Below are 20,352 nucleotides of genomic sequence, written 5' to 3' on the forward strand. Positions count from 1 at the left end.
CTCGGCATTGCCTGAGGAACGCGGGCTATAATGGAACCTCAACATGCGCACTTCGAAATGGGCCGTTCTGGCCTATGTCGCGATTACCCTCTTTGGGATACTCGCGGCGCTGCCCAACATCCTGCCGGCGTCTGTCCAGCAGCAATATGCTTCCTTCCTGCCGGTCAAGCCGGTTACGCTCGGCCTCGACCTGAAGGGTGGTTCACACCTGGTTCTCGAAGTCGATGCGGCCGGCCTACGTCAGGCGCGTCTCAACACGCTTCTGGACGATATCCGCGGTGCACTGCGCACAGAGCGGATTCCGACGTCTTCGGCCCGCATCGCGGGTGATTCCATCGCCGTCAAGATCGCCGACCAGGCCGATCGCGACAAGGTGATGCCGAAAATCCAGGAACTGGCCGTGCCTGCCGGCACGCTCGGTTTCGGAACGGCAAGCTCCGATATCGAAGTCACCACGGCTGATGACACGATCACCGTCAAGTTGACCGAGGCCGGCCTCAGCGAACGCATGACAGCGGCCGTCGACCAGAGCCTTGAGATCATCCGCCGCCGCGTCGACCAGGTCGGCGTTGCCGAGCCGCTGATCCAGCGTGTTGGTTCCGACCGCATTCTCGTCCAGTTGCCGGGCCTGCAGGACCCGACACGCCTGCGCCAGCTGCTCGGCTCGACCGCGCAGATGAGCTTCCACATGGTCGATACCTCGGTTGATCCGAACACGGCCACGCCGCCACGCGGCGTCGACATCCTGCCGGGTACCAATGACGGCGCCAAATATGCGGTTGAAAGCCGTGTGGCGATTTCCGGCGAGCGTCTCGCCGATGCCAAGGCTGGCTTCAACCAGCAGACCAACGAACCGATTGTTTCCTTCACCTTCGATAGCCAGGGTGCCCGTCAGTTCGCTGAAATCACCCGTGACAATGTTGGCCTGCCCTTCGCCATCGTGCTCGACGGCAAGGTCCTGACGGCGCCGCGCATCAACGAACCGATCCCGGGCGGCCAGGGCCAGATCAGCGGTAACTTCACCGCCCAGGAAGCAACCGTTCTTTCGGCACTGCTGCGCTCCGGCGCTCTGCCGGCACCACTGACTATCATCGAGGAACGTTCCGTCGGTCCGAACCTCGGCTCCGACTCCATCCGCATGGGCATCTATACCGGTCTTGCCGGCTTTGCCCTCGTCGTCGTGCTCATGGTCGTGCTCTACGGCAGCTGGGGCATGATCGCCAACCTCGGCCTTCTGCTGCACACCATCCTGACCATCGGCGTGCTCGGCATGCTTGGCTCGACGCTGACGCTGCCCGGTATCGCCGGTATCATTCTTGGTATCGGCATGGCGGTGGACGCCAACATCCTGATCAACGCCCGTATCCGAGAGGAAACGGAAGGCGGGGCAGGGGCGATGAAGGCGCTCGATATCGGCTTCAGCAAGGCCTATGCGACCATTATCGACAGTAACGTCACCACGCTTTCCGGTACGATCCTGCTGTTCATGTTCGGCACCGGCCCAGTCCGCGGCTTTGCCATCACCATGATGCTCGGCATCGTCATCTCGATGTTCACTTCGATCACCGTCGTCCGTCTGGCGATGCGTGAAGTGGTTGTTCGCCGCAAGATGAAGAAGCTGGAAATCCCGTCGCTGTTTGGCGGCGTGCCGCATATCCCGAAAATCTCCTTCATGAAGGGGCGTTTCGTTGCCATCGGCATGTCAGCCTTCCTGTCTGTCAGTTCCGTTGTTCTGTTCTTCCATCCGGGCCTGAACTACGGCATCGACTTCGTCGGCGGTATCCAGGTGGAGGCAACGTCGAAATCGGTGCTCGACCTGCCCAAGCTGCGCAGTGAACTCGAAGGGTTGAACCTTGGCGAAGTGGCGTTGCAGGAGTTCGGTCAGAACCAATCGGTGCTGATTCGTGTCCAGCGCCAGGCAGGTGGCGAACAGGAGCAGACGGTTGCCTTGAACAAGATCAAGGACAGTGTGGCTCAGGTCATTCCGGATGCGAGCTTCGAGCGGACTGAAGTCGTCGGTCCGACGATCTCGGCGGAACTCGCCCGTTCCGGCTTCCTGGCCGTCGTTCTCGCGATGCTGGCGATCCTGTTCTACATCTGGTGGCGGTTCGAATGGCACTTTGCCGTCGGCGCCATCGCGGTGCTGCTGCTCGACATCACCAAAACGATCGGCTTCTTCGCGCTGACCGGCATCGACTTCAACCTGACGGCCATCGCCGCACTGCTGACGATGATCGGCTATTCGGTGAACGACAAGGTGGTGGTCTACGACCGCATGCGAGAAAACCTGCGCAAGTACAAGTCGATGCCATTCTCCGACCTGATCGACTTGTCGATCAACCAGGTGTTGGCACGATGCATCTTCACCTCGATGGCAACGGCGTTTTCGCTGGTACCGATGGCGATCTGGGGGGGCGATGCGGTGAAGAGCTTCGCCTGGCCGATGATCTTCGGTGTCATCGTCGCAACCACCTCGTCGATCTATATCGGCGGTCCGATCCTGCTGTTCCTCAGCCGTTGGTGGAAGGACCGCGAGGCGACCCGCGCGCCGGGCACCGAACTCGCCAAGAGCTGATCGGTCCCACGGTAAAAAATTCGAAAGGGCAGCTTCGGCTGCCCTTTTTTTGTCTCATGAAGGGCCTACATAATGGCCGTGAACGCGATTCGGATTGTTCCCGAAAATGTAGCTTTTCATTCTACTGAATCTTGTTTTGTGAACAAGCCTTGCTGCATTCGGCTGAAAGTACGAATGAAGTAGTATTATTTTTCGTGGGTAGGCAAATTTAATTGACTAAATTTGTGGCCTATCCTATCTTGTGGTTGTTCGCTGATGGCACAAGCCAGAGCGGAGACCTGTAACGCGCCCGGAGAGCATACCGCTGGGCCTTGCCAAAGGAGAGAGCCATGTCTGACACTGCCCGCATCGCCGCTTTCCGAGGCATGCATTCCCATTGTCGCACAACGAAAGACCTTTGCATTCGCACCTTCTGGCGAATGTGAATTCTACGCAGTCTTTTCCTTGAATGTTGCACGATTTGAATGATCCGCGCCGAGGCGCGGCAGGAGCATTATCCCATGAGCAAGCAGGTTATAGAATTTGGCGGTGAATCCGTCGGTGTCGTGGTCCCGGATGCGGGCCGGCTGAAGTTCGTCGCCGTGAAGTATCATGTCTGGGATCTCGACTCGCGGCACTTTCGCTCGGCCGACGAGGCGAGGGCGGCAGTGCGTCAGTTGATGGTTTCGCAGGGCGCTCCACGGCCGCTGCTGGGCACTTCGGCGACACCCGCGAGCTATGCTACGGCGTAAAGCATAAATATTGCGCGAAAACCGCAGTTCGGCCATCTTTTCACTAAATCGGTATATTGGCACGGCTTCCCGTGTGGTATGCCGGGTTATGTGATGGCAATCAGCAGACCGGCGCCGTTTTGGGCGCCTGTTTGTGAAAAGAGCGAACTGCGATGCTGACCAAAAAGGGAAAATACGGGTTGAAGGCGCTGGTCGATCTGGCGCGGCTTGATCCGGGTGAGACGGCATTCATTACCGAGATTGCAACCCGGAACAATATCCCGAAGAAATTTCTCGACACTATTCTGCTTGAACTCCGCAATGCTGGTATCCTGCGCTCGAAAAAAGGGCCTGGCGGCGGCTATTCGCTGTCGCGACCCGCGTCCGAGATCCGCATCGGTCAGGTTGTGCGCACATTGGACGGTCCGCTGGCACCCATCCGCTGTGCCAGCCGTACGGCTTACGAAATCTGCGACGACTGCAACGATCCGGATACTTGCGAGGTGCGCCGCTCGATGACCACCGTTCGCGATGCTATCGCCGATATCCTTGATACGATGACGTTGGAAGCCTTCGTCAGCAATCCCGGCCAGATGATCGTCGAGGAAGACGAGATTATCGCGCAACGCGCGAGCTGAACCCCGAGGATCGCGCCTCCTCGACTGCCGGCTTGACCGCTTTGCCGATTTTGCCAATAAAGTGCGCAATTCGGCCGTTTTGGTTTGATCTGAGAAGGCTCTGGTTATAATCGGAGGCCTCTTTAGGGTTTTGGAGTAGCAATCATGGGTCTCAGGCAAGTCGACATGAACCCTCCGCAAGAGGGAATTGTCATTGAATCGCTGAGGCGATCGATTGCAACTGCAGTTGACGGCATCACCGCATTGGCAGCCCAGTTTTCTGCCGATCAGACGCTTTCGCGCAGTCTGGTTGATGCGGTTGAGCTGATTGCAGGCGGCCGTGGCCGCGTGGTGGTTTCCGGGGTTGGCAAAAGTGGCCATATCGGACGCAAGATCGCCGCGACCATGGCGTCGACCGGAACCTCAGCCTATTTCGTGCATCCGACGGAAGCCAGCCATGGCGATCTCGGCATGATCACATCAGAGGATCTGCTGATTCTCCTCTCCTGGTCGGGAGAGACCGTCGAACTTGGAAACATGCTGGCCTATGCCAAGCGTTTCAATGTTCCCGTCGTCTCGGTCACGTCCAATGCCGAAAGCCTGCTGGCGCGCAATTCCAGCGTCGCCATTACCTTGCCGAAAGTCCAGGAAGCCTGTCCGCACGGCTTGGCACCCACCACGTCCGCGATGCTGCAGCTGGCTGTCGGCGACGCTCTGGCAATCGCGCTTCTCGAGCGGCGCGGGTTCTCTGCGCTAGATTTCAAGACATTCCATCCCGGTGGCAAGCTCGGCTCACAACTGCTTCTCGTTCAGGAACTGGCGCATGACGGCGATGCCATCCCGCTTCTGCCCCTCGGCAGTCCGATGGGCGACGCGGTTATCCAGATGTCATCAAAAGGGTTTGGCGTTGTCGGCATTACCGGCGAGGCGGGCAAACTCGCAGGCGTGATCACTGACGGCGACTTGCGCCGCCATATGTCGCATGATCTGCTGCTCGAGACCGTTGATACGGTCATGTCGCACAACCCGCGAGTCATCAAGGGAAGTGTGTTGGCAAGCGCCGCAATGGAGATCATGCAAGCGCAGAAGGTGACCGTGCTATTCCTCGTGGATGATAGCGGTGTTCCGAGCGGGATACTCCATATCCACGATCTGTTGCGCGCTGGTGTCGCGTAAGCAAGCGCTTGCTCGCATAAAGCGCGAAATGGTTCGCATGTGCTCTGCAGATGGAGACCGGCGTGCGCAGACAGGTTAGACGTGACCCGGCGCTCGTTTCGCGGGTCGCTGTCTCGGAGGCGGATCGACAAATCCGCCGGGCTGATTCACGGAACGGTCGTGTAGTCTTTGCGCAATCATCTCAGCGCCGCCATTCGTCCCGGCGGTGGAGTAGAAATTTCCCCGGACCTGGATTGCTGCAGCGAGCAGGCGGAAGAAGGCCGTGCGGATAGCGTCTTCCGGCGGCCTGGGCGCGCTCCAGAACTGATCCAGGTCAGCCTGATCGCTGAGCGTGGCGATATCGAAAACGGCTGCACCTAAAACCTTGACGGGTTTGCCGATTTGCAGGGCATGAAGTCCAACGGTGGAATTGACCGTGACGGTACCTTCCGCCTGGCTTAAAAGAGCACCCAGATCACCACCGTCCAGGAATTGCACGCGCCGATCGATCGTGAGCTTAGACGCCAGTTCATCCATATAGGCCTGCCAACCGATAAGCCCGTTGTCGAGAGGATGGACCTTGACGACGAGAATTGCCTCGCGTGGTGCATGGTTCGCGAAAGAGGTAAGAACCTCGGTAATCGCCTCACGCTGGTCGTTGTACGGAGAGTGCGCGCGCAGCTGAAAATCCGTTTGCAGTTGCAACGGGAAAACAAAAAACGGGATATCGCCGGCCAGAATGTCGTCAATGAGCGCCGCCGCCGCCAGTTTTCTGTTTTTGCCGCCAGCCAAACGCATCACCCATCCGGCATATTCAGCGAGCGGATGGGACAGTGCGTGGCGGCGATAATGCGGGAACAGAAACCACAGGAAGACATTCGGCAGATTGTAGAGAAGATCGTACCCGGCTTCAGCCGTAAAGCTCTGGGTATACCGCCGGGTCCAGTCAGGCTCGGGAAGCGCCCGGGCGGCCTCGACGATCTTTTCGGGGTCCACGGGAAAGTGCGAATTGGAGCTCATTCCATCCCGTTCGAGGGTTAGCCAATCCGGCCGCAAATACCCCATCTCGACAACGGAAATCTCGAGCGCGTGCTCTCTGGCAGCGCCAATCGCTATCTGATGGTAGGGGCGCTCCTCGCCCAACAGGACGAGATCGGTGACCTCGTGCCGGTCCATGAAAGACGCGATATAGCCGCGCCAGTCGTTTCCGCCCCGGCCACGGTAATTGTATCCGCCCTTGCGCCGCCAGAAGACCTGATCGCCCGGATTGAGATTGATCCGCAGACAGCGATGCCCCTTGGCCTCCAGCCGATCGGCGATCTTGGCAAAGATCGGCGAGGATGGACCCTGCAGGAAAAGGAAGACGCGCCGCTCCGGTGCATTTTGCGATGCCATCATCACCGGACCCTTGAGGACAACGCCGGCACTATCGCAGATCGTCCTTGTGAAGATTGGCATGTTTCAGCATGGCTTCCAGCAGTTTCCAGGGTTCCTCGTTCCGCGGAAACGTCGGAGCATTCTGCGGCGTACGGGCGGCGGCCAGCGGCACGATGAAATAGTCGGTGCGGGGATCGGGGAACGGATCGGCGAAGGATTTCAGCAACGGCGCGTGGTCGCCATAGAAAACCAGCCAGACGGGGCGGTCGAGCCTGTTCAGATGATCGACAAGCTCACCCAGCGCTTTGTCAGACTGCTGCAGGATTTCGAGATAGATTTCAACCGGATCGGCCATTCCTTCGACACGGTCCGGTTCCCACGGTCCGTGATTGGCCATGGATGCGACGAAGAGAAAACTACCCTTGTCGTCCGTCTGGCTCTCGACGTCAGCGATGACCTTGCGGGTCAATGCGGCGTCCGAGACATAGGGGCCATCGCGAGCCGGATCATGGTCGAATTCATCGAGCATGGTCATCTGTTCAAAGCCGAGCTGCGGCATGGCTTTATGGCGAAGGAAGAACGTCCGATCATACGGGTGCATGAAATGCGTGCTCCAGCCCGCATTCTTCAGCTTCGTTGGCCAGACCACATTGGTGTAATGGCTCGCCCGCAGATAGGGATAGCTTGCATCGATATGCAGGTCGTCCGGAACAAGTCCGCTCAACACTGCAAACTCCGTGCGCAGCGTATAGCCGCCCTCGAAGACTGTTGCCAGGCGTCCCCATTGCACGGCCAGTTTCTGCAACCTGTCAATGGTCGGCAGCTTGACGCTGTCTACGCCGCAATGGCGCATGTCGATGAAGGACTCCGATTGCCAGACGACCACCAGCGGCGCCTTGTTATCGGCATCATGGCCGATCAGATCCCGTACCGCGGCGAAAAAACGTTCCTGCAATTCAGCAACGATCTTTTCACGCCTGCGGCCCAGCCAGAGGATGAAGTGGAAGATCACAGATGCAAACGTTCCGAAGCGTATGGTGCTGACCTTGACGTTCGGCTGCCCGACAAGCCGCTGAACAAGATCTGCCACTGGCCGGTTGACGGGACCGTAGAACAAGAGAATCCAGGGCAGGTCAGCAACCAGAATGGCGACGATGATCCATCCCAGCCAATGGCGCGATGGCAAAATGTTCGGTTCGAAATACATGTAGAGAGCCGAGACGCCGAAGACATACAGGAAGGCGACGGTCCAGAAGACGATGTTGAGCGAGTTGGCATAGAAGATCGTCTTGTACTTGAAGACGTCGGCGACCAGGGCAATGTCTGAAAAGACCAGAGGCTCGCGAATGAACTTGTACTTGGCTCGGGATATGCCGGTGAAGATGACGAAGAAGCTCATGGTGCCGGCACATGCATAGAGAGGGCGCCAGGAGATCGAGAAGAAGCCCGCGAACACGAGGGCAATGATTGGCAACCGCGCAAGGATATCGACGATGGCGCGCCTGCGACTGGCCGGCGGCCGGTGTTTCCGGCGTTCGCGCGCAGGCAGGGCAAACTTGTCCGTGTACAGAATGACAGCACAAGCCAGCGCGTAGCAGAGAAAGGTCAGCGTTAGCGGATGGTAGTGCATGTGGAGAGACGTCAACGCCAAACGGATACCTTCGATCTTTCACACATCGCCGATGCGTCATGCACCGCCGCGACAAAGCGACACTTAAATCCTATTCATGGCGGACACAAGCAGGCTGTCCTGTTCAGTGCCGGCGGCTTATCCGTTGAATACCTTTGTCGAACCACCAGTTGAGAACGGGTTTCACTGTCGAGCCAAAGCGACCCAGCGCCCACAGCGTCCAGCCGAAAAAGACCTCGAATTGACCTTTGTCGATAGCGCGTGCGATCCGGGCCGCAACAGCCGCGGAGGACCAGGGAGCAACGCGTCCCATGATCACCGTTGCCTCAAGCGGCCGGTGCTCCAATTCGCGGGAAAACTGCGGCGTTTCGGTATCTGGCGGGAAACAGACGCAAACGGTGACGCCATGCGGCTTTGCTTCCGAGCGAAGCGCGTCGGCGAAACCATGCAGGGCGAACTTCGAGGCGCAATAGGCCGTGTAACCGTAGATGCCGATCAGGCCGGCGCCGGACGATACCAGCATGATCCTGCCGGAGCGCCGTTCTTTCATGGCCGTATAAACGGCGCGCACCGCATGGACGCTGCCAAACAGGTTTGTTTGAATCTGGCGATGAAAGGCGGCTGACGACAGGGTGTCGAACCGTCCGGGTTCGACAATTCCGGCAGACGTGATGAGGATGTCACAGGGGCCGAAGGCATCTTCGCAATTGTGTATGGCCGCCAATGTCTGAGCTTCGTCAGCAACATCGGCACTTTCGATACGGATCGATGTTTCGCCGCGATCTTTTGCAAGCTCGGCCTTGGCGGCTTCAAGCGCGGGCAGGGAGCGTGCCAGCAGAGATATGCGTGCGCCGCGTGCGGCGTAGATGCGCGCAACCGCGAGGCCGATCCCGCTCGAGCCGCCGGTAATGATCACATGGGTCATGCTGCAAGACCGGTTGGGTGCATGGATGTTGGCCTTGCCGTTTCGAGAGAACGCGTTATCGGGAGGCGAGCATCTTCATCATCTGCTGGACGTCGATCGATCCGAGACCGAAATTCCGCTCGGTGAGATCCTTGAGCTTTTCAGCCGTCATCGCCACCGTCTGGCGGATCTGTTCTTCGGTGTGCTCGCTGGTGATGAAGAACCGCAAACGCGCCATCCCCTCAGGGACTGCCGGATGGATGATCGGCAATGCGTTGATGCCGGCGGCAAGAAGATCATTCGACAGCTGCACCGCCCGCAGCGAATCGCCGACCAGTACCGGAACCACTGAAAAGCCAGCACTCAGCCCCGTATCGAGCCCGGCCTCCTGGGCAAGCTTCAGGAACAGCGCGCCGTTGCGTCTCAAAGCAGCAACACGCTCCGGCTCACCCTCCAGAATGTCGAGGCTGGCGATCGCCGATGCGGTGAGGACAGGCGCAAGTCCGACGCTGTAGACGAAGCCGCCAGCGGTGGCCTTGAGCACAGCAGCCAGAGCACCGCTGCCGGCAATATAGCCGCCGCAGCTCGATGTCGTCTTGGAGAGGGTTCCCATCCAGATATCGATCTGGCGCGGATCGATGCCGAAATGTTCGAACGTGCCCTTACCGCGCTTGCCGAGAATGCCGAGCGAATGGGCTTCGTCGACCATCAGCCAGAAGCCGTATTCGGCTTTCAGCTTCACGATAGCCGGCAGGTTGGCGATATCGCCGTCCATCGAATACACACCTTCGACGATTACCAGAATGCGGCGATAGTCACCTGCAACCGTCCGCAGCACGTGCTCCAGATCGTTTGCATCATTGTGCTTGAAAAGACGTCGCGTGGCGCCGGAGAGCTTGATGCCAGCAAGCGCGCTGTTGTGAATGAATTCGTCATGAACGACGAGGTCCTTCGGACCCATCAGGCAGCTGATCGCTGCCACATTGGTCAGGTAGCCGCTGACGAAGCAGACGGATGCTTCGACGCCGTAGAAAGCGGCAATGCGCTCTTCCAGTTCGGCATGGGCTGGGCGTTCGCCCGCAACAAGCCGGCTGGCGGATGCCGAGATTCCGAAGGTGTTGATGGTGTCGCGGGCCTGGGCGAGAACATGCGGATGCCGGTTGAGGCCGAGATAATCATAGGACGCAAAATTGATCAGCTTACGTCCGTCGATCACCGTCGTCGCGCCGGCTGCCGTCTGGTGTGCGCGGTAGAACGGATTGTCGATACCCAGCTGTTCGCTGGCAATCTTCTGGGTCTGAACCTGCTTGTATTCGGGCAGGTCCTCGAACTGCGTATGCTTGCGCCGGACCGGTGGAGGAACATCGCGTTCGGAACGAGCCATGCGGCTCCGTTCCGACGACTGATGCGCATTGCGCATCTTGTCCAGAAGGTTTTCCTTCAGGCTGCTGTTCATCTTGGAAACGGTGTTGCGTTCCTCGTGATCGCTCATTGGCTGGCTGCCTTCTCCGTACCAGTGCCGGTATGGCGCTGGGCGAGCTCGTTGACGATCTTGTTGTCGGCTGGCTCGCTGTCTTCGTCGCTGCCGTGATCGCGCTTGCTCACCTTGTCGTAGAGCTTGCGCGCGACATCGCCGACTGTCGTGTTGTCGGCAACACCGCTCAGCGGCATGTCAAAGCCCGTATTCTGCTGGAAGCTTATTCCCAGTTCAACCGCCATCAGGCTGTCGAGGCCGATTTCCTTGAGGATCTTGTTGCGCGAAATCGTGTCTTTCGACACGCGCAGGATCGCGGCGATTTCGCTGGCAACCAGATCGTAGAGAATATCTTCGGCTTCCTGCGGCGATTTTCCTTCGATCATCGCTACGAGATCCATGGTCTTGCCATCGCCGCCCGCGGTGTGCTGGTCAGCCGTTCGCAGGATGACCTCGAACAGGGCATTGCGAACCACCGGCAGATTGCGCGCAGCCGCCCAATCGAGTTCCGAGACCATTGCAACAGCGGCATCGACAGTGCCGGGGTCGGAGCGGATGTAGCTCTCGACCTGATTGAGGGCGGATTGCGCCTTCAGTGCTGTCTTGCCGATGCGCTTGGAGAGCAGGTCGTTGACGTCGGTGTTCTGCGCCAGATAGCCCTTGTCGGCGATCGCGCCAAAGCCGATGGCAAGCCCCGGCAGGCCTTCGAGCCGGCGAGTACGCGCAAGGCCCTCGAGATAGCCGTTGGCAGCCACATAGTTGGCCTGGCCTGGATTGCCGACCAAAGTCGTTGCCGATGAGAACATGATAAAATGTTCAAGCATATCGGTGCGTGTCAACCGGTCGAGAACGGCAGCACCCTGTGCCTTCACGTCGATGACCGGACGGTTGCGCTCGCGGCTGAGATTGTTGATCAACGCATCATCGAGGACCATCGCTGCGTGAACAACGGTCTTCACAGGGCCGATCTGACGAAGTGAGGTCAACAGAGCATCCGCAGCGGTTTCGTCTGTCACGTCACAGGCATGAATGGTCGCCGAGACGCCCATGTTTTCCCAGCGCTTGATCGCTTCGAGCGTCTCGATGTCGGCAATGCCGCGACGGGTGGCGAGTGCGATGTTGCGCGCACCCTTCTCGACCAGCCAATTGGCAGCGGCGAGACCGAATCCACCAATACCGCCAACGACCAGATGCACGCCAAGGCTATCAACAGTCATGCGGCGGGCGGGCCGGCTGGAAACGTCGTCGCGTCCCGCTACCGGCGGCAGCACGACGATCTTGCCGATGTGACCGGCGTTCTGCATCAACCGGAAAGCGTTGCCGATTTCGTCGAAACCGAAGGCGCGGTATGGCAGTGGTACAAGCTTGCCTTCTTCGAACAATGCGCCGATTTCGGTGAAAATCCGCTTGGTGAGATCCGGCGCATTGACCAGCAACTGGTCGGCATCGATACCGAAATAGCTGATGTTGCGGCGGAACGGTCGCAGACCGATTTTGCTGTCGCCGTAATAGTCACGCTTGCCAAGCTCGAGGAAGCGGCCGAATGGCTTCACCAGCGACAAGCTCTGTTCCATGGCTTCGGCAAACAGCGAGTTCAAGACCAGATCGACACCTTCGCCGCCGGTGACGCCGAGTATATCGTTGACGAATGCCAACGAGCGCGAATCAAAGACGTGATCAGCCCCGAGCATCTTCAGGAAACGGCGTTTTTCACGCGTTCCCGCGGTCGCGATCACCTTGGCGCCGGCAAGCTTGGCAACCTGCAGAGCTGCGAGGCCGACACCACCGGCAGCACCGTGTATCAGGATCGTTTCACCGGCCCGGATGCGGCCGAGTTCGATCATGGCATAATAAGCAGTGAGGAAGGCAACCGGAACAGTTGCCGCAGCGACAGGGCTGACGGTTTCCGGCAGTCTGGCGACGCCAGACCGCGAAACGACCACATGCGTGGAAAATGCCGCCGGTGCGATCGCCATGACGGCATCACCGACCGAAAGGTCCCTGACGCCACTGCCGATGGCGACGACGTGGCCAGATAGCTCCATACCGATCGTGGCTCCGGCAAAGCCGTCTTCGAGTGCTTCTTCCGGCAGAAGTCCCATCGCCCACATGACGTCGCGGAAGTTCAGGCCGGTTGCAGCAACCGCGACGACGACATCGTCCGGACCTGCCTGCGGGATCTCGGATTCTTCCCAGGCAATGCTGCCGACCTGCGAGCTGACACGCTGGCGGATGGTCGCCGCCTTGAAGTTGGTCGTCTTGCGCAAGCTTTGACCAGTTGGCCCGGGCACGGCCCGGATTTCCGAAAGGATACCGCTCTGACCGTCAAGCAGCCATTCGCGGTTTCCGCTTGTATCGCCAAGCATCGAAATCGATGCAGCGAGCTGGTTGCCGGCTCCGGCCTTGGGGCCGATGAAATCGAGCGAATGGATGTCGAGGAAATCATATTCGTTCTGAAGCACGCGGGCGAATGCCCACAGGCCACTGTTGACGCTTGAGCCGGACACATCCTTGTCGCGTGACGCCAATGTGACAGGCGCTCCGCCGGGGGCCGCGATCACGAGACGCGGGCGCTGATCGGCTGCGGGCTCCGAATGGGCATAATGCTGGCGAAGCGCCTCGGCAAAGGCACTGAGCGACAGGACACGATTTTGCAGAGCGGCCGAATCCTGGCTGCGATCGGCTGCTGTGGTTGAAGACAGGTAGACGGCACGGACCGGCTTTTCGTTCAGCCCTGCGATCGCCTGGGCGATCTTATCCTTGTCTGCGTCAAAATCACCAGTCAACTGGACATGGACCAAAGGCGCCTGAATGGCATCCTTGCCCGAGGGGAGCTTGTTCAACAGGTTTGAAACGCCGCCGTCATGCAGGACAAGAACCGGCGTTGCAATCTCGGCGGGCTGTGCGTCGCTAGCTTGGGCAGTGTCGGAAAACTGGCCGCCCTGCGCCTCAACCGTAATGATGTTTCCGTGTGGCAACTCGCGATCTTCAATCGAGATATTGCGCAAGCCCAGATCCGTCAAATCCTTCTGCCATTGCGTGACCGTTGCCAGCTTGCCGATCGGAAACTCGACAGCCTGGGTGCGGGCAAACCAGCTCTCGGTCAAACCAAAAGCAAAGTCACTGAACACTGTCGGCGCATTGGTCGCGGCGACCAGGGCCCCATTTTCCCGCAGGCAGACACGCAGCGCATTGCGAATGGCGCCGTCTTCGTCGATCAGCGTGAAAATTGTATCTGAGGCGCTGACAACAAGATCGAAAGCTGGAAGCGATGCAAACGCGTCCTTTTTCAGCACGCGAACATGCGCGTCTTCCTCGAAGGCAATCTCTAGATTGCGCTGGGCATTTTCGCGGGGTTCGACGACGATGAGGCTGGCGCCGTATTGTGCCGCCAACGTCGCGAGCTTGCGGGTGAAACCGGCAGAAACAGTGCCGGCCTCAACGATGCGCAGATTTGTCTTGCCGTTTTCGCCGCTTAGCGCCTTTTCGACCGCTGCCAGAACCAGATCCATACGTTGACGGGTGGATTCGGAGTGTACGGTCTGGTGATCGAGCGTGGCGTCGCTGATGAAGCCCTGCGGCTTGGTGCTTGCTTCAACTTCGTTGCCCGAGATTTCGGACGCGAAGAGGCTGTCGATGCGGTCAAGCGCTTCGGCGTAGGAATTGTTGATCAAGACGGCTTCTACGGCACGCTCGGAGCGCTCACCGTAGAGTTCCTTGAGAATGTCGCCGACGGGTGGAAGCGAGAAATCGGTGGCGATTTTCCAGTTGCCGGCCCTGTGCTCGCACAGGCCCGCATCTTCCAGAACATAGAGACAATTGGCGAGGAAGCAGCGGAACGCAAAGTCGCCGGGAAGCGACCGCGTATCAACCTTGGCCGTACCCTTGCCGAGCTTCAGAGCTATTTCGTGGCAGGCACGGTAGATCGCAGCATTGAACAGAAGCGTCGTGTTGTCGATGCCGGTTGCGTCCGTTGTGGCGAGCAGCGGCGACGGCAGCGGATGCGAACGTCCAAGCATAACAAGCGGCGCAGTACGGTCGGACGGCACAGCCTCGTAATGGAACGACAGCATGTCCAGTGTCTTGTGCTGACGCAGGTAGGTCCGGCGGAAACGGCAATCATCGAATGCTGCGATGACTTCGCCGCCTTTGCCGAAGAAACGGAACTTCGCCTTGATCGAATTGGCGCTGATGCGTTCGATCTCGACCTGGGCCCGCTTGACGGTCAAGCCGGAATTGGTCAGGCGCACGGAGCCGAAACGCACTGGAATATAAGGCGCTCCGCCGGCTTCACCGGTAAAGCGGTCAAACAGCGCGACCAGCCCATGGAAGGTCGCGTCGATGGAAATCGGATTGAGGCTGTAGGAAACAAAGGGATTGCCCGTTTTTTCGGGCTCCTTCAGCTCGACGTCGATGAAACGGTCACCATAGGAGACGGCCTTTGCCATCAACTGGAAGCGCGGACCGTAGTCCAAGCCGAACTGACGCGCCGTCTCATAGGCTTTCGCCGGCGTCACTGTTGCTGTTTTTTCCATGCCGGCAAAGGCGTTCCCCGAGGAGATTGCGTCGGTGGGGATCGGTTTACGGCTTCTTGCCACCGCATGCACGGCCCAGTCGTCTTCCGACAGGCGCTCGCGGGAGCGGATTTCAATATCGCCGGTTTCCGGAGACAGGATGGTCGAAAGCTCCATCATCCGGTTGTCAGCCAACTCCAGCGGCCGGACAATCTCCAGATTGGTGATGTCGACCTCTGTAGTGCCATAATATTGCTGCGCGGCAGAGATGGCGATCTCGATGAAACCGCTGCCCGGCAGGATAGCCTTGCCGTCGACAATATGTTCCGCAAGGTCGGGGAACAGATGCGCGTCAATATGGTTTTTCCAGCTGCCGCTGTTGAGATCGCTCCGCCAACCAGCCAGCGTATAGGGCGTCTTGGAGCCGCGGCCGAACAGGTCAGTGGCATCGCTTGTCGATGCCGGGCGCAGTTCGACTTGTTCGAAAGGCAGGTTAGGAAGGCGGACGAAAGCGTTGCGCTTGCCGAACAGGCGCACCTCGTCGAAAGCAGCACCATGCGCGATCGCGCGCGCCATGGCACGCGAGATCGGGTCCTGGCCCTTTTCGCCGGCATCGCGCAGCAAAGTCGGAACGACTGTGCCGGGGATCGACGCCTGCTTGACGGTTTCCTTGAGGTAGGACGAGAGGATCGGCCGAGGCGAGATTTCAATGAACAGGCTGCAGCCGAGTGCGATGGCTGCTTCCGTCGCGGCCTGGAAGCGGACCGGCTCACGAACATTCTTCCACCAGTAATCCGGATCAAGCTGCGTGCCATCCAGCCGCTCACCGGTGACGGTAGACAAATAGGCAAGCTCCGACTTGCGCGGCGCGATGTCCGGAATGTCGGCGAGGAAGGCCTTTTTGGCGCGATCGATGATCGGGTGATGGAATGGATAGTTGATATCGAGGATCTGGACGGGGATCTTCGCCTTGCGCGCGGCGTCGCGGAAGGCGGAAACCTCGTGTGCCGGACCGGAAATCGTTACAGAGTTGTGCGCGTTGATAGCAGCGACACAGATGTGCTCAAGTCCGCGCGATTTGGCGAAAGCGTTTGCAGCTTCTTCGCCGAGCATGGCGGCGGCCATCGTGCCCTGGCCGGCCAGCGGATCCTGATGCAGAGAGCGCTTGGCAACGATCGCGACGGCATCGACGAGTGACAGGGCGCCGGCCGCGTAGGCGGCAGCGATTTCACCGACCGAATGACCGAATACGGCAGTCGGCTTAATGCCCATGGCAACGAGCGAATCCGACAGCGCCGCCTGAACCGCAAACAGCAGCGGCTGGGCGAACTTCGTGTCGGAAAGCTTTTTGTCCAGATCCGGATCTGTCAGCAGATCTGTCAGCACGATGTCCGAATGGAATTTGAACAGTGCGCTCACAGATGTGAAACACTGGCGGAAATGCAGGTTTTCGCGGAAGGCCTCGACCCCCATGCCGGCCCATTGGGAGCCGTTGCCGGAGAAAACGAACGCAACCTTTGCATCCTTCGTTACCGCTTCACCGGTTTCGCCGATGTCGGACGCTGGCTTTTCAAGGTGGCTGGCAATGGCGCGAATAATGTCTTCGGGATGGTCGCTGCGCGCCGCAAAACGGTGGCGCATCTGCGTACGGTTGGCACCGGACGCGGCGATGACGGCCCGCGCTTCGTCCTTGGAGGTTTTTGCAAACGTCGATTTGTACGACTTCAGCAATTCCTCAAGGCTGTGGGCCGTATGGGCGCTTGCCATAAAAACATGGCCGGTGGCGTTGTTACGGCTGCGTTCGTCCTGAACAGGGTCAGGATCGCTGATGACGACGTGGGCATTGGCGCCGCCAAAGCCGAAGGAGTTGATGCCGGCAAGGCGTGCGCGCTTGCCGCGCAGCAGTTCGATAGGGTTTGCGGTAACACGGACATTCAATCCATCGAAGTCGATGTTTTCATTCGGCGTTTCAAAATGCAGCGAGGCTGGCAGATAGTTGTTTTCAAGAGCCATGACGGCCTTGAGCACACCGAACAGACCGGACGCTGGCTCCGTATGGCCGATATTCGACTTGATCGAGCCAATCGGTACCGGCGCACGCCGGTTGGCACCGATCACCGTGCCGATCGACCAGACCTCGGAGGGGTCGCCGACCTTGGTGCCAGTGCCGTGGCCCTCGACGAAGGCAACCTGGTTGGAATCGATATTGTTGCCTTCATAGATGGCGCGCAACAGGTTGGCCTGGGCTTCGCGCGACGGCAATGAAATGCCGTTGGTCCGCCCGGCAGAGTTGACACCCGTCGCGACGATCTTGGCGTAGCTGCGGTCTTTTTCCTGCCGTGCCCTGTCGGAACGGCGCAGAACGAACACGACGCCGCCTTCAGCCCGAACGTAGCCGGCGCCGTCATTATCATAGGCGCGGCAAAGGCCTTCAGGGGACAGCATGCGGGCCTGCGCGAAGCCGACGAACGGCAGCGGATGGGCGAGGATATTGATGCCGCCAACGATAGCCGTGTCGATTTCGCCTGCGTTCAGCGCGCGCATTGCCTGATCGAGCGCGACCAGCGACGAAGAGCAAGCGGTGTCGACCGTCATGCTCGGGCCGCTCAGGCCGAAAATATGGGAAATACGGTTGGAAACGATCGAGAGCGTGTTTCCGGTCATGAAATAAGGACCGGCGGCAGCCGGGTCCTCGACGGTCAGGTTGGCGTGGTCGAGGCTGGAGGCGCCAACATACACGCCAACATTTTCACCATGCAGGGACGGGATGGAAATATTGGCATCTTCAAGTGCGCGCCAAGCCAACTGCAACAAGACCCGCTGTTGCGGGTCCATGTGCATGGCTTCGCGCTGCGACATGCCGAAGGCTGCCGGATCGAAATCATAGATACTGTCGAGCACACCAGCCGCGAAAGAATAGGTCTTGCCCGGATTGCCGATGACAGGGTGCCAGAAGCGCGCAAGGTCCCAGCGGTCAGACGGAATACGCGTGACCGTGCATTTGCCCTGGCGCAAAATTCGAAACAAGGCCTGCGGCGAATTCGCTCCAGGGGCGAGACATGCACGCCCTATGATTTCAACTGTCATATTTTCTCGAACGCTCTAAGCTGCTGTGAATTGTCTTGCTGATTGCACTTGATACGCGAAAAAGCAATTGGAACTTCTTCAATGTGTCCGCGGATGATCGCATCATTTCTTTGGTGCCGACTATATTAGTAGCTTTTTAGATCATGTTCACGAGGTTTCAACCCCTCTCTGTGGAGCATACACGCGGCGTGGTGCGGCCCAAGACACTTATCAAGTCAGCACGTAACCGTTGTGGAGAGCCTGTTGCCAGAAAGGCGCACTGTCAATTGCGGAGCGGATGAGGCCGTGATTATGCGTTTTAAGGGGGCGATCGAATTAAGGATAGTCGGAATTCCAGTTGTTTGAATGCGGTGGCCATCGCCTGTGTTGATGTCGGGCTCCATTTGAATGTAATCTAGATTTGCGGAATATCAGGCCGTTTCGCGGCGACCGAAACCTTTAGGGCATGGGCTGTCCTGGCCGCATACGATCGCTTTCGTTTGGCGAATAGGGAAGTTCGGAGCGGTTGTCCGCTGCCGTTCAGGTGCTCTGCGGTGATCGCGGCGCCTTTAAAGTCTGCAAATTTGATCGCGATCTGTTGTAAAGCGGCCTTCAGACGCGGCATCCGAAGCCATACTGTTGCCGATTAGCATTAGTGGTTTCCTTAAACTCTTTGACATAAATCTGATCCAGAAGGGAACAGCGTTGCGCTCTTGATCGGGAGCCCTCGCTAAGCTAGTCATGCTGGCGAAATCTCTGTGAGACACCTTGGCGATCAAGGCTGAAAGTGAAGTGAATGCGACCATTTATCCGATTTTTACTCCTGTCCGGTGCCGCGTCGTCGCTTTTGGTGCTGTCCTCCTGCACCGGTCTGCCAAGTTCAGGGCCGAGTGCCGGAGCTATTGAATCGGGCTCCAAGGCCGCAGAAACACCATATATATTGATACCGGTAACGCAGGCTGTTGCCGATTCGCTGGCGCGCGTGCAGGAGCGGCCGCTATCGGCTGCCTTCGGTGGCGCACGCAAGCAGAGTTCGTCCCGCATCGGCGTCGGCGATGCCGTCACCGTATCGATATGGGAAGCCTCGGAAAACGGACTGTTCTCGGCAGGCTCCAGCCAACAAGGCAATGCTCAGATACCGGTCCAACTTGTTTCAGAAAATGGAACGATTTCAGTGCCGTACGCCGGAACCATCAAGGTTGCAGGCCAGAGTCCTGAGGCTGTGAAGGTGACGATCGAGAAGGCTCTGAGCAGAATGGCCGTCGAGCCCCAGGTGCTCGTCAATGTCGTCAAGAACAACTCGAACACAGTGACCGTAACAGGCGAAGTTGCTGCGAGCGGCCGTATCCCGCTGACGCCGGGCGGCGAGCGCCTGCTGGATATCATTGCCACGGCAGGCGGCCCGCGGATGGAATTGCATCAGCTGGCCGTGCAGATCACGCGCGGCATGAAAACTGAAACCATCCCGATGGAACAACTGATTTCGGATCCGCGTGAGAACATCTTCGTCCAATCCAACGATGTCGTCACTCTTATCCGGCAGCCACGGAGTTTCACGGTTTTCGGGGCGACGGCTGCCAACGCCTCTGTTCAGTTCGACGAATCGCAGCTCTACCTGAACCAGGGCTTGGCCAAGGTCGGTGGCTTGAACGACGAAAGAGCAAACGCAAAGGGCGTCTTCGTTTACCGCCAGGAGCCCGTCGAACTCGTGCGCCCCTTTGCCCCGAATGCCCGGTCGATGCATGCCGACGGAACGGTCAATGTTATCTATCAAGTCGATTTGAAGGATCCGAGTGGCTTCTTCGTCCTGAAGAACTTCAAGATCAAGAACCGCGACCTGCTCTACATCGCCAACTCATCGCTCGCCGAAATCCGGAAGTTCTCGACGTTGGTCAGCACGACCGTAGCCCCTGTCGCCCAAGGCGCATCTTTTGCGGCGAATATCAACGATCTGGGCAATTGATATAGGATATTTCGGTCGGAATTCTTTGGCCCATTTTCATTCAAAATGGAGATGGGCTGAATTGATCGATATTGCAGTGGATCGTTGTTCAGCCCAGTTTTAGGGATCGCATAACAACGCGCGTTCAAGCAGGCTATGGCACGTTTTCCTGGTTAACTGTCTGTTGACCGCCGGGCGAAAAACGGCGGCTTCAGTTTCCTCAGCCACGTCGCGGGTCAGTCGAGGTTGAAGATGAAGCGTTTGGGAATGAGGGCTTGGTCTCAGGGGTAACCTCCGATCTTGATGAAGCGCGCGGGATTGATCAGCATAATTTTCGATGACATATGCAAACCCTGTTTAAAGTGCTTATGCTAAAGCAGTATTTTTA

10 protein-coding genes are annotated in these 20,352 nt (G+C 58.6%); 5 read left to right on the forward strand and 5 right to left on the reverse strand.

Annotated elements, in window-relative coordinates:
* The first annotated feature begins 43 nt into the window (after nucleotides 1-43).
* The 4 genes from secD (at nucleotide 44) to R6X40_RS14495 (ending at nucleotide 5,078) form a co-directional block, all read left to right on the forward strand.
* Complete coding sequence (secD, locus tag R6X40_RS14480) at nucleotides 44-2,575, forward strand: protein translocase subunit SecD (protein WP_318414495.1); 2,532 nt, start codon at nucleotides 44-46, stop codon at nucleotides 2,573-2,575.
* Between the two features lie 500 nt (nucleotides 2,576-3,075).
* Nucleotides 3,076-3,306 (forward strand): hypothetical protein, encoded by a 231-nt coding sequence (locus R6X40_RS14485; protein WP_318414496.1) that lies wholly within the window; start codon nucleotides 3,076-3,078, stop codon nucleotides 3,304-3,306.
* A 152-nt stretch (nucleotides 3,307-3,458) separates the two neighbouring features.
* Nucleotides 3,459-3,923 (forward strand): Rrf2 family transcriptional regulator, encoded by a 465-nt coding sequence (locus tag R6X40_RS14490; protein ID WP_318414497.1) that lies wholly within the window; start codon nucleotides 3,459-3,461, stop codon nucleotides 3,921-3,923.
* A gap of 144 nt (nucleotides 3,924-4,067) precedes the next feature.
* The gene (locus R6X40_RS14495; protein ID WP_318414498.1) at nucleotides 4,068-5,078 is read left to right on the forward strand and encodes a KpsF/GutQ family sugar-phosphate isomerase; all 1,011 of its coding nucleotides are present in this window, start codon (nucleotides 4,068-4,070) and stop codon (nucleotides 5,076-5,078) included.
* A gap of 75 nt (nucleotides 5,079-5,153) precedes the next feature.
* On the opposite strand, the gene R6X40_RS14500 is transcribed toward R6X40_RS14495, so the two are convergent.
* The 5 genes from R6X40_RS14500 to R6X40_RS14520 all read right to left on the reverse strand — a co-directional run bounded on the left by R6X40_RS14500 (nucleotide 5,154) and on the right by R6X40_RS14520 (nucleotide 18,043).
* Nucleotides 5,154-6,452 carry a capsule biosynthesis protein gene (locus R6X40_RS14500; RefSeq protein WP_412178388.1) on the reverse strand — a complete coding sequence of 433 codons (1,299 nt, stop codon included), beginning with the start codon at nucleotides 6,450-6,452 and terminating at the stop codon, nucleotides 5,154-5,156.
* 31 nt (nucleotides 6,453-6,483) lie between these two features.
* Nucleotides 6,484-8,064: an LTA synthase family protein gene (locus R6X40_RS14505; RefSeq protein ID WP_318414499.1), complete on the reverse strand. Its 1,581-nt coding sequence runs from the start codon at nucleotides 8,062-8,064 to the stop codon at nucleotides 6,484-6,486.
* A 124-nt stretch (nucleotides 8,065-8,188) separates the two neighbouring features.
* Entirely contained in the window at nucleotides 8,189-8,989 is an 801-nt protein-coding gene (locus R6X40_RS14510; RefSeq protein ID WP_318414500.1) for an SDR family oxidoreductase, read from the reverse strand.
* 55 nt (nucleotides 8,990-9,044) lie between these two features.
* Entirely contained in the window at nucleotides 9,045-10,460 is a 1,416-nt protein-coding gene (locus tag R6X40_RS14515) for an aminotransferase class I/II-fold pyridoxal phosphate-dependent enzyme (RefSeq protein ID WP_318414501.1), read from the reverse strand.
* A complete protein-coding gene (locus R6X40_RS14520) occupies nucleotides 10,457-18,043 on the reverse strand; it encodes a type I polyketide synthase (RefSeq protein WP_318414502.1) in 7,587 nt (2,528 codons plus the stop codon). The genes R6X40_RS14515 and R6X40_RS14520 overlap by 4 nt, the downstream gene beginning before the upstream one ends.
* 775 nt (nucleotides 18,044-18,818) lie before the next feature.
* Here R6X40_RS14520 and R6X40_RS14525 point away from each other — a divergent pair.
* Nucleotides 18,819-19,985, forward strand: coding sequence for a polysaccharide biosynthesis/export family protein (locus tag R6X40_RS14525; RefSeq protein WP_318414503.1), 1,167 nt, complete (start codon nucleotides 18,819-18,821; stop codon nucleotides 19,983-19,985).
* The last annotated feature ends 367 nt before the right edge of the window (nucleotides 19,986-20,352 follow it).

Source organism: Rhizobium sp. PL01 (assembly GCF_033447125.1).
Taxonomy (GTDB): Bacteria; Pseudomonadota; Alphaproteobacteria; order Rhizobiales; family Rhizobiaceae; genus Pararhizobium.

Bases quoted from the DNA above. Each gene is read 5' to 3' on its own strand.
- secD (WP_318414495.1), top strand. From the start codon at position 44: ATGCGCACTTCGAAATGGGCCGTTCTGGCCTATGTCGCGATTACCCTC.
- R6X40_RS14485 (WP_318414496.1), top strand. From the start codon at position 3,076: ATGAGCAAGCAGGTTATAGAATTTGGCGGTGAATCCGTCGGTGTCGTG.
- R6X40_RS14490 (WP_318414497.1), top strand. From the start codon at position 3,459: ATGCTGACCAAAAAGGGAAAATACGGGTTGAAGGCGCTGGTCGATCTG.
- R6X40_RS14495 (WP_318414498.1), top strand. From the start codon at position 4,068: ATGGGTCTCAGGCAAGTCGACATGAACCCTCCGCAAGAGGGAATTGTC.
- R6X40_RS14500 (WP_412178388.1), bottom strand. From the start codon at position 6,452: ATGGCATCGCAAAATGCACCGGAGCGGCGCGTCTTCCTTTTCCTGCAG.
- R6X40_RS14505 (WP_318414499.1), bottom strand. From the start codon at position 8,064: ATGCACTACCATCCGCTAACGCTGACCTTTCTCTGCTACGCGCTGGCT.
- R6X40_RS14510 (WP_318414500.1), bottom strand. From the start codon at position 8,989: ATGACCCATGTGATCATTACCGGCGGCTCGAGCGGGATCGGCCTCGCG.
- R6X40_RS14515 (WP_318414501.1), bottom strand. From the start codon at position 10,460: ATGAGCGATCACGAGGAACGCAACACCGTTTCCAAGATGAACAGCAGC.
- R6X40_RS14520 (WP_318414502.1), bottom strand. From the start codon at position 18,043: ATGACAGTTGAAATCATAGGGCGTGCATGTCTCGCCCCTGGAGCGAAT.
- R6X40_RS14525 (WP_318414503.1), top strand. From the start codon at position 18,819: ATGCGACCATTTATCCGATTTTTACTCCTGTCCGGTGCCGCGTCGTCG.